The 7408-nt window shown below is 40.2% G+C and carries 12 protein-coding genes; 7 read left to right on the forward strand and 5 right to left on the reverse strand.

What is annotated here, in order from left to right; all coding sequences use genetic code 11:
• Positions 1-451: 451 nt before the first annotated feature.
• Together B3C94_RS05395 and B3C94_RS05400 are read left to right on the forward strand one after the other, a co-directional pair.
• Positions 452-1060, forward strand: coding sequence for a DUF4142 domain-containing protein (locus tag B3C94_RS05395; protein WP_293900174.1), 609 nt, complete (start codon positions 452-454; stop codon positions 1058-1060).
• Between the two features lie 77 nt (positions 1061-1137).
• Positions 1138-1638: a hypothetical protein gene (locus B3C94_RS05400; RefSeq protein WP_293900177.1), complete on the forward strand. Its 501-nt coding sequence runs from the start codon at positions 1138-1140 to the stop codon at positions 1636-1638.
• 47 nt (positions 1639-1685) lie between these two features.
• Here B3C94_RS05400 and B3C94_RS05405 read toward each other — a convergent pair whose 3' ends face one another.
• Both B3C94_RS05405 and B3C94_RS05410 read right to left on the reverse strand, forming a co-directional pair.
• Positions 1686-1919: a hypothetical protein gene (locus B3C94_RS05405; protein WP_293900180.1), complete on the reverse strand. Its 234-nt coding sequence runs from the start codon at positions 1917-1919 to the stop codon at positions 1686-1688.
• A gap of 68 nt (positions 1920-1987) precedes the next feature.
• Positions 1988-2473, reverse strand: a complete 486-nt coding sequence (locus B3C94_RS05410) for a DUF421 domain-containing protein (RefSeq protein ID WP_293900183.1) — start codon at positions 2471-2473, stop codon at positions 1988-1990.
• 206 nt (positions 2474-2679) lie between these two features.
• Between B3C94_RS05410 and B3C94_RS05415 the strand changes: the two genes are divergently transcribed.
• The 4 genes from B3C94_RS05415 to B3C94_RS05430 all read left to right on the forward strand — a co-directional run bounded on the left by B3C94_RS05415 (position 2680) and on the right by B3C94_RS05430 (position 5120).
• Positions 2680-3423 (forward strand): nucleotidyltransferase domain-containing protein, encoded by a 744-nt coding sequence (locus B3C94_RS05415; RefSeq protein WP_293900186.1) that lies wholly within the window; start codon positions 2680-2682, stop codon positions 3421-3423.
• A gap of 1 nt (position 3424) precedes the next feature.
• Positions 3425-4159, forward strand: a complete 735-nt coding sequence (locus B3C94_RS05420; protein ID WP_293900190.1) for a metallophosphoesterase family protein — start codon at positions 3425-3427, stop codon at positions 4157-4159.
• An 81-nt stretch (positions 4160-4240) separates the two neighbouring features.
• Positions 4241-4795: a type 1 glutamine amidotransferase domain-containing protein gene (locus B3C94_RS05425; protein ID WP_293900193.1), complete on the forward strand. Its 555-nt coding sequence runs from the start codon at positions 4241-4243 to the stop codon at positions 4793-4795.
• A gap of 85 nt (positions 4796-4880) precedes the next feature.
• Entirely contained in the window at positions 4881-5120 is a 240-nt protein-coding gene (locus tag B3C94_RS05430) for a Rho termination factor N-terminal domain-containing protein (RefSeq protein WP_293900196.1), read from the forward strand.
• 62 nt (positions 5121-5182) lie between these two features.
• Here the strand turns inward: B3C94_RS05430 and B3C94_RS05435 are convergent, their stop codons facing one another.
• Both B3C94_RS05435 and B3C94_RS05440 read right to left on the reverse strand, forming a co-directional pair.
• Positions 5183-5383, reverse strand: a complete 201-nt coding sequence (locus tag B3C94_RS05435; protein WP_293900199.1) for a hypothetical protein — start codon at positions 5381-5383, stop codon at positions 5183-5185.
• A gap of 26 nt (positions 5384-5409) precedes the next feature.
• The gene (locus tag B3C94_RS05440; RefSeq protein ID WP_293900202.1) at positions 5410-6066 is read right to left on the reverse strand and encodes a response regulator; all 657 of its coding nucleotides are present in this window, start codon (positions 6064-6066) and stop codon (positions 5410-5412) included.
• A 213-nt stretch (positions 6067-6279) separates the two neighbouring features.
• Between B3C94_RS05440 and B3C94_RS05445 the strand changes: the two genes are divergently transcribed.
• Entirely contained in the window at positions 6280-6495 is a 216-nt protein-coding gene (locus B3C94_RS05445) for a hypothetical protein (RefSeq protein ID WP_293900205.1), read from the forward strand.
• Between the two features lie 138 nt (positions 6496-6633).
• On the opposite strand, the gene B3C94_RS05450 is transcribed toward B3C94_RS05445, so the two are convergent.
• A complete protein-coding gene (locus B3C94_RS05450; RefSeq protein WP_293900207.1) occupies positions 6634-7197 on the reverse strand; it encodes a DUF4230 domain-containing protein in 564 nt (187 codons plus the stop codon).
• Between the last annotated feature and the right edge of the window lie 211 nt (positions 7198-7408).

Here is a 7408-nt window from a genome sequence, read left to right on the forward strand (position 1 = left end):
TGACCAGGATGATTTCGAAACGGACGAAGAGATAGATCTCGAAGTCGAAGAAGACGAACCCGAGATACCGGATCAGGATGATTTAGATGAGACAACTATTTAAATAGGTATGATCATATGAAAGGGCTACATGAATAGCCCTTTTCTTATGGAAATCAATTCTTCCTGTTATTGTCCGATCAATGCGCTGATGATTTAATGCGAATTTGTACGATACGATTGCGTAAGCAACACAGTTTTCGATTTAAATACGTAAAATATAAAGCCTACAAACCCTTACTTGCTGAGCACTGTTCACTTTTTAAACACAACAAAAAAAAGAGTATATGCTTACATCAATTATTATCGGTATCATTTTCATCCTCTTCGCATCCTATATCGTTATAAATTATAGGCGAAAAGTTAACGATCGCAGAAAATAAAAAATCATTAACAATAAAAAAATAGTATTATGAAAACCATTTTAAAAACTCTAGGTATGCTGCTCGCAATCTTTGCCTGCATTTTAGCGGCTCAAGCGCAAGATAGCAAACCCGCCCAGCCACAGGCTGGAGATTTGGACTTTGCCAGCAAAGCGACGGCAAGCAATAATTTCGAACTGCAGGCGGCTAGTATTGCCCTTGCAAAATCACAAAACGCAAACATCAAACAATACGCACAGATGATCGCTGATGACCATACCGCCGCGGGAAATGAATTGGCGTCCTTGGTAAAAAATAAAAATTGGCAGTTGACTTCGGGGGACGATCAAAATTATAAGACCATGATTGATCAGCTAAACAATGCGGACGCCGCAAATTTCGACCGCGTATATACCGATATGATGGTTAAGAGCCACCAAGATGCGATCTCACTTTTCAAAGATGCAAGTACGGGCACGGCAACCACAGATGCTGAACTGAGGAAATTCGCCAGCGATAAAATTCCAGCTTTCGAAACACATCTGGGTCAGATTAAAAACATGAAGCCTTCAGATCCGTCAATCGGCGACATGCCTACTACACCTAATGCGCCATCTCCAGCTAGCAAAAACAAAGTACCCAAATTGAAACTAAAATAAGATCATATTAATTCCATTCATTCACTCCGAAGGACAAAGCAATTATTGCTTTGTCCTTCCCTATTTCCTTAACTAATATGGAACAGGCATTCGACTACGTACATGAACTACTTAACAGACAAATGGCACTACGTGCCAAGATTGAAGAAAGCCCTATTGCTGGCGAAATTCACCTAAGCTATGGGCAGGATTTTTACCAGGAAGAAGTGCGCTCCATGGGGCTGGCAATGATTCGGGATGGCTGGGCTATGGAGGGGGAGCAACTAATTCTCGATTATGTGCAAGAACATTATCCGACGCAGGTCGAAAATGAACGCAATTGGATCAATAAAATGATGCATTACCCCGAAGCCATCACAGATACCTTTATCGACAATGTACTGGCCGAAGGTTATCGTTGGTTACAGGGAAATGTCGATATGCCCAATGAACATGTTATTTTCTACCCTGTCTATGAATTGGACGAATTTGGAAAGCTATCCCTTGAGTTAGGGTTGAATACGCTTGTTAACCTGAAAAACCCAAACGAATTAGAACAGCTCCAGGGCTTAATCTATTATCGTTCCTCGGGGAAGTAAATTTTATGATGCCGAAGCGACATCTGAATAAGGATGCAGTGCTTCGGCTATTTATCACCATTACCCCGATCCAGATTATCCAATGGCACGCCTTCCTTTTTATCTGCCGGGTTATTTTCCACTGAATCTTGTCCGCGACTTCTATGGATGTTATCCAAAGGGAGACCGTTCTCTACAACTGCGGTATCCGTTTTATTTTCAACTTCTCTGTTATTAGTCGCATTCCCGCAGGCTGTTAACGCGCCAACGAACGTGGCAGCCAAATAAAAGTGTTTCATCATGATCGTTATTTTTATTGTTACTATTCGTTACTCCATCTCTATTGGTTCCTATGAATCATCGACAGAAGTTAAGCGTTCTCCTTCAACGTAAAACTTATTCTTCCGTTTGGCTCCATTAAAGCCATATCGACTTCATCCAGATGCTTGCTATTTGTCTCCAGCCGCAAGCTTGTCAATAAATCCGTACGACTTACTCCGAGACGATCCATTTGATCCCATTGGATTTTACCATTTTTGTATAAAACTGCGGGCTTTCCCTTTACCAAATTTCCTAAATAAGGAAGCCTGGCTGACACCTGTGCTAAAATCTTATTGATAATGATCATGACGAAGCCAGCGAAAACCGTTGACAGAAAGGGTGAAGCACCGACTATTCCTCTTGCCAACACTGCCCCGAGCATAATGATGATCACAAAATCAACGCCCGATTTGCGTCCAAGAATACGGATACCTCCTAAACGCACCAGAAAAAGTGCGATGACAAACATAACCAGTGCACGCGATCCCATCTGTATCATGCTGAGGTTTTCACCCGACCCAAATAAACTATCCATGTTTCCTTATGTTTAGATTATAAAAAACCGTTAATGCGCTAAAGCACAAGGGCATTTTGATATAGAACGCTTGTCAAAGGCCTACCAGTTGCACCCATTTTTAAATTGGGTACTTTTACTTGTTCGCTATGTGCATAATACCTTTTCATCGCCAACCAACAAACTTCTCTATTTGACCAGCTGTTTTTAACGAAAAAGAAGACAATATGATTCATTTAGATAATCCACCTGAAGATTGCCTTACCTTCTTTCAGGACACCCTTCGATTGCTACGGGAGAGTGAAAGCGAATTTATGGTGGGGGGAGCTTTAGCGATGTTCCACTACACAGGGATAATAAGACCAACCAAGGATCTTGATATCTTTTGCAAAAGCAGTGAATATCCTAAAATACTTAAGCACTTCGCTACAAATGGATATCAAACAGAACTGACGGATGTACGATGGTTAGCGAAGATCCATAAAGATCCCTACTTCATTGATATTATTTTTGACAGTGTTAATCACAATTGTACGGTTGAACAGGATTGGTTTGACAGAGGACCGGAAGGAGCTCTTTTTGATACAAATGTACGCTACATACCCGCAGAAGAACTTGTATGGTGCAAGCTTTATGTACAGAACAGAGAGCGGTACGACAGTGCTGACATCAATCATATCTGGCTGAAATACGGTAAGAAACTAGACTGGAATCTTTTATTAACGCGAATGGATCAACATTGGCATCTTTTGCTCGCCCAAATGCTCATCTTTCAGTTTACTTATCCGCATGACTACCGCGAAATTATTCCAAAAGAATTGTTCGATGAACTCATTAATCGCGCACAAGATCAGTATGAACTGCCTGTATGTGTAGAAAAAATTTGCTTGGGACCACTCATCGACCAGACACAATATGAGATAGACATCAAAGAATGGGGGTACAAATCATATACCATAAAAACTGTTTGATATGAATAAAAAGACAACAATAGCCGCACTGGGCGATATACATATGAATGCAAATCAGCATGGTAAATGGAAAACAAAGTTTGAAGAAATTTCAGAAAAGGCAAAAGTTCTGCTCCTATGTGGCGATTTAACCGATACGGGTGATGAAGAAGAGGCTGAATTGCTTGTCGCAGAACTTCAATCGATCAAAATTCCTGTTATCGCTGTATTGGGAAATCATGATTATGAAAAAGGGCGGCAGAAACAGATCCGCCAGATTTTGACCGACCATAAAATTACCGTATTGGATGGCGAAGCAATTGTAGTCGAAGACATTGGATTTGCGGGAGTGAAAGGTTTTGGTGGCGGATTTGATCGCTATATGTTATCGATGTTTGGCGAAGATGCCATGAAAAGTTTTGTGCAGGAAGCTGTCAATGAATCTTTGCTTCTAGACCGTGCCTTAGCGCGGCTCGAGCAAGAACATGCGGATATAAAAAAAGTAGCATTGCTTCATTATGCTCCCATTGCTGAAACTGTATTGGGTGAACCCGAACAGATCTATCCTTTTTTAGGCTCTACCCATTTAATGGAACCACTGCAGCGACGTAAAGTCACTGCAGCTTTCCATGGGCACGCACATGCTGGAAAATTCAAGGCACTGTCCCCTGCCGGCATTCCGATTTACAATGTAGCAGTGCCCGTACTTAAAGCACAGCATGGCGATGAAAAAGGTTTCGCACTTATTGATATCTAGAATACGATGTCAGGTTTTAGAAAGCAATTCCTAGTCGAGAGCAGTTTTACCAGAAAATGAAATACAAATCGAATTTAGCATATGGAAAAATTAAAGAACAAACGGATTGCCATACTGGTAGCAGATGGCTTCGAAGAAATTGAATTGACCAGCCCGAAAGAAGCACTGGAAAAGGCGGGAGCAAAAACCGATATAATCTCGCCGGCTAAGGGAAAGGTGCGTGCAAAGAGTGGCGACGAGTGGTCAAATGATTACCCTGTCGATGTAGCACTTCAGGAGGCAGAAGAGAATCAATATGATGGTTTGTTACTCCCTGGAGGTGTTATAAATCCCGACAAATTGAGAACTAATAAAACAGCTATTGCGTTAATCAATGCCTTTTGGGAGCGGGACAAACCCATTGCGGCAATTTGCCACGGTCCCCAGTTGTTGATCAATGCGGATCTGGTGCGCGATAAAAAAATCACCTCCGTTGAAGCTATTCAAATCGACCTGATGAATGCAGGGGCATTATGGGAAGACAGTGAAGTTGTCGTTGACGATAAACTTATTACAAGTCGCACGCCCGAAGATCTGCCTGCTTTCAATAAAGCGATTATTAAAGCGTTTGCAGATACGGAAAAAAATAAAGCGTAATATTAGCAAACAATAGCGTATTAAAACGGTCAACTTTTAGCGATTATATCATGTTCAGCTTATAATAACAAATAAATCAAATATTATGAATACAGCAAAAAGTTCAAGCCATACCACTGCAAAAGGTCAGTCTATGGGCAACAGTAAAAATGCAGCCAAATCAGCTGAGAAAAAAGCTTCAACATCAAAAAAATCTCAGAACGGCAGTTCCGAGAAAACAAAAGTAGAGTTATTGGAAATGGCAAAAAAAATGGATATCACCGGACGCCATGATATGACAAAAGATGAACTGATGAAAGCTATTGAGAAACAGGGCAAAAAGTAAGAACAGCTTTTATAAACATGTTCTATCCATAAAAAAGACCCGTTCATTACGGGTCTTTTTTATTATCTCTTCTCCTTTGGCCTATCTGTCGGATCATTAGGCATATCGTTTAGCTGATCTACCTGCGGATCCACTCCAGCTTCGGCATCACCATCATCTTTATGATTCACGTCCTTAAGTACTTCCCCATCTACACCAAGTTTAACTTTCTTCTTTTTTTCCATTTCTGTTCCGACTACGCGATTTTCGTTTTTAGTTGCCATATTCTTTCTAATTTATAATTGTTTTATCAATGTAAAAGCATCGTATGAAAACAAAACCTGACGAGGCCTGCCGTGTTTTTTGTATTGGTTTTCTCGATAAGTTTTTGCCGATGTCCTTCCACGGTACGCTTGCTTAAAAAAATACGGTCAGCAATTTCTCCATTCGTATATCCCTCTGCTATAAGTTCTAACACGTGAAATTCCCGTTCTGAAATATCATATTTTACTAAAATGCGATTTCGGTCCGGTGCTCTATCCGCATAATTTTTGTAATCGTTGAGGCAAGAAACGCCTAAAGAACAGCTCACATACTTTTCTCCTTTGGCAACTTGCCGCATACCAAAAAGCACCTCATCACAGCTACTATCCTTTACCAAATAGCCGTCCGCCCCGGGACTAAATACATCAGCAGCAATATGCTTATCAATTTCCATTGTGAGCGCAAGAATTTTTATATGGGAATATTGCTGTTTAACAAGTTGAATCAGGGCTACCCCGCCTATTTCTCCCATGTTAATATCTGTAAGAATCATATCTGGGGGACGGTTTATTTTCAAAAAATCTATGGCCTTCTCCGCACTTTCAACATCAGCCACAACAACGATATCATCCTGCGTTTCTAAAATCAGCCGAAAACCATTTCTTACCAAATGATGGTCGTCGACAAGCATAACCTGAATCATATCTCTCTGTTTTAATGAACTTCTATACACATAGGAACAGGAGCAGATTGTAAAAAGTTTTTTACAAATTAATTTATCTAAAAATAAAGGTAATCGCGCGAACTGCTACTTGGCTATAACAATAGATAATTAAAAACCAAAAACGCTTTTGTCCTGACTGCTGTTCACCAACTGAAGCATGTATTATTATGGTATAATTAAATAACAAAAGATATGAATAACCCAACAAAACTAATTGCAGCCTGTCTGGTTTGCTTTGCAGCATACGGATGTAACGGTGCTAAGACAGATGATCAAAAATCGAAGGAGCTGATGCGCGATTCTGTTCCCAATGATACCACAACGATACAATACCGAGATACCACATCTCCAGAATCCAGGGGAGACATTCCGCCAACACCACAGCCTGATACATCTACAAAAAAATAAAACGAATATAAGTTAGCTATTGTTCTTCGATTGATAATAGCATAATTAGATAGTACCCCCGTCGTGAGATGGGCGGAAAGTAGATTTATTGTAGAGAGCTAGACAATGTAAAAATTGTCTAGCTTTTTTATGTTGCGCTTATTCGAAAGTCAGATTGATTTTTGAAAATCCCAATCCCTGTAAGAGCGGTTTAAAAACCGTAGTTGCATTTGCCTTGGTTTGCTGCAGGATATCCGATTTTTTCACATCATCTGAAACAGCCTTTTCTGCCGCTTTGTAAGCCTCATCCACAAGCTCAGCTTCCCGTAAGAATGCCATCTTAGTATCGTATACCTTAGATGCCTCATGGTCGATCTTGATGTAACAGATCTCTGGAGCAGGTAATTTTATGGAGACTGAATCCCCCATCACCTTGATATCTTCCGGGCTAAGTTTGCTAAGGTTCACACAGCCGACAGCATCTGCCTTAACAATTAATAATACACTTGCATCTGGCAGGAACGTATTGACATTTTTATGTTCCACTACGTCGCTGTAACGGTATTTGACCAATTCCAATTTCCCCATTGCCTCAATACGATCCACCAACAGTTGATGTTTGCTTTCCACTGTGGGTCCACTGTTGTTGTATTTGTTATACACAAACCACGCTCCAACTGCCAAAATGGCTACGATAATTAAAAATTTTAAAAATTTTCCCATAATCTATACTATACAAATTAGAGACCAAGCTGCTTTTTCAGGGATTTAACGTGAAAATATTACCTAAATATTATTCTCTAGGGTCGCTAAACTAGCATACTTGGAAAATTATACCTTTTGATAGACAATTGTTTAGTCAAAAAGTTTAAAAAACATTTGGAACATATGGGCTATAATACTACTTTTGTGACATCAAAATCACGGTAGGTAT

The organism is Sphingobacterium sp. UBA5670 (assembly GCF_002420705.1).
GTDB lineage: Bacteria > Bacteroidota > Bacteroidia > Sphingobacteriales > Sphingobacteriaceae > Sphingobacterium.

Coding starts and splice junctions, on each gene's coding strand:
- B3C94_RS05450 (WP_293900207.1), bottom strand. CDS start 7,197: ATGGGAAAATTTTTAAAATTTTTAATTATCGTAGCCATTTTGGCAGTT.
- B3C94_RS05410 (WP_293900183.1), bottom strand. CDS start 2,473: ATGGATAGTTTATTTGGGTCGGGTGAAAACCTCAGCATGATACAGATG.
- B3C94_RS05415 (WP_293900186.1), top strand. CDS start 2,680: ATGATTCATTTAGATAATCCACCTGAAGATTGCCTTACCTTCTTTCAG.
- B3C94_RS05445 (WP_293900205.1), top strand. CDS start 6,280: ATGAATAACCCAACAAAACTAATTGCAGCCTGTCTGGTTTGCTTTGCA.
- B3C94_RS05435 (WP_293900199.1), bottom strand. CDS start 5,383: ATGGCAACTAAAAACGAAAATCGCGTAGTCGGAACAGAAATGGAAAAA.
- B3C94_RS05430 (WP_293900196.1), top strand. CDS start 4,881: ATGAATACAGCAAAAAGTTCAAGCCATACCACTGCAAAAGGTCAGTCT.
- B3C94_RS05425 (WP_293900193.1), top strand. CDS start 4,241: ATGGAAAAATTAAAGAACAAACGGATTGCCATACTGGTAGCAGATGGC.
- B3C94_RS05395 (WP_293900174.1), top strand. CDS start 452: ATGAAAACCATTTTAAAAACTCTAGGTATGCTGCTCGCAATCTTTGCC.
- B3C94_RS05440 (WP_293900202.1), bottom strand. CDS start 6,066: ATGATTCAGGTTATGCTTGTCGACGACCATCATTTGGTAAGAAATGGT.
- B3C94_RS05405 (WP_293900180.1), bottom strand. CDS start 1,919: ATGATGAAACACTTTTATTTGGCTGCCACGTTCGTTGGCGCGTTAACA.
- B3C94_RS05420 (WP_293900190.1), top strand. CDS start 3,425: ATGAATAAAAAGACAACAATAGCCGCACTGGGCGATATACATATGAAT.
- B3C94_RS05400 (WP_293900177.1), top strand. CDS start 1,138: ATGGAACAGGCATTCGACTACGTACATGAACTACTTAACAGACAAATG.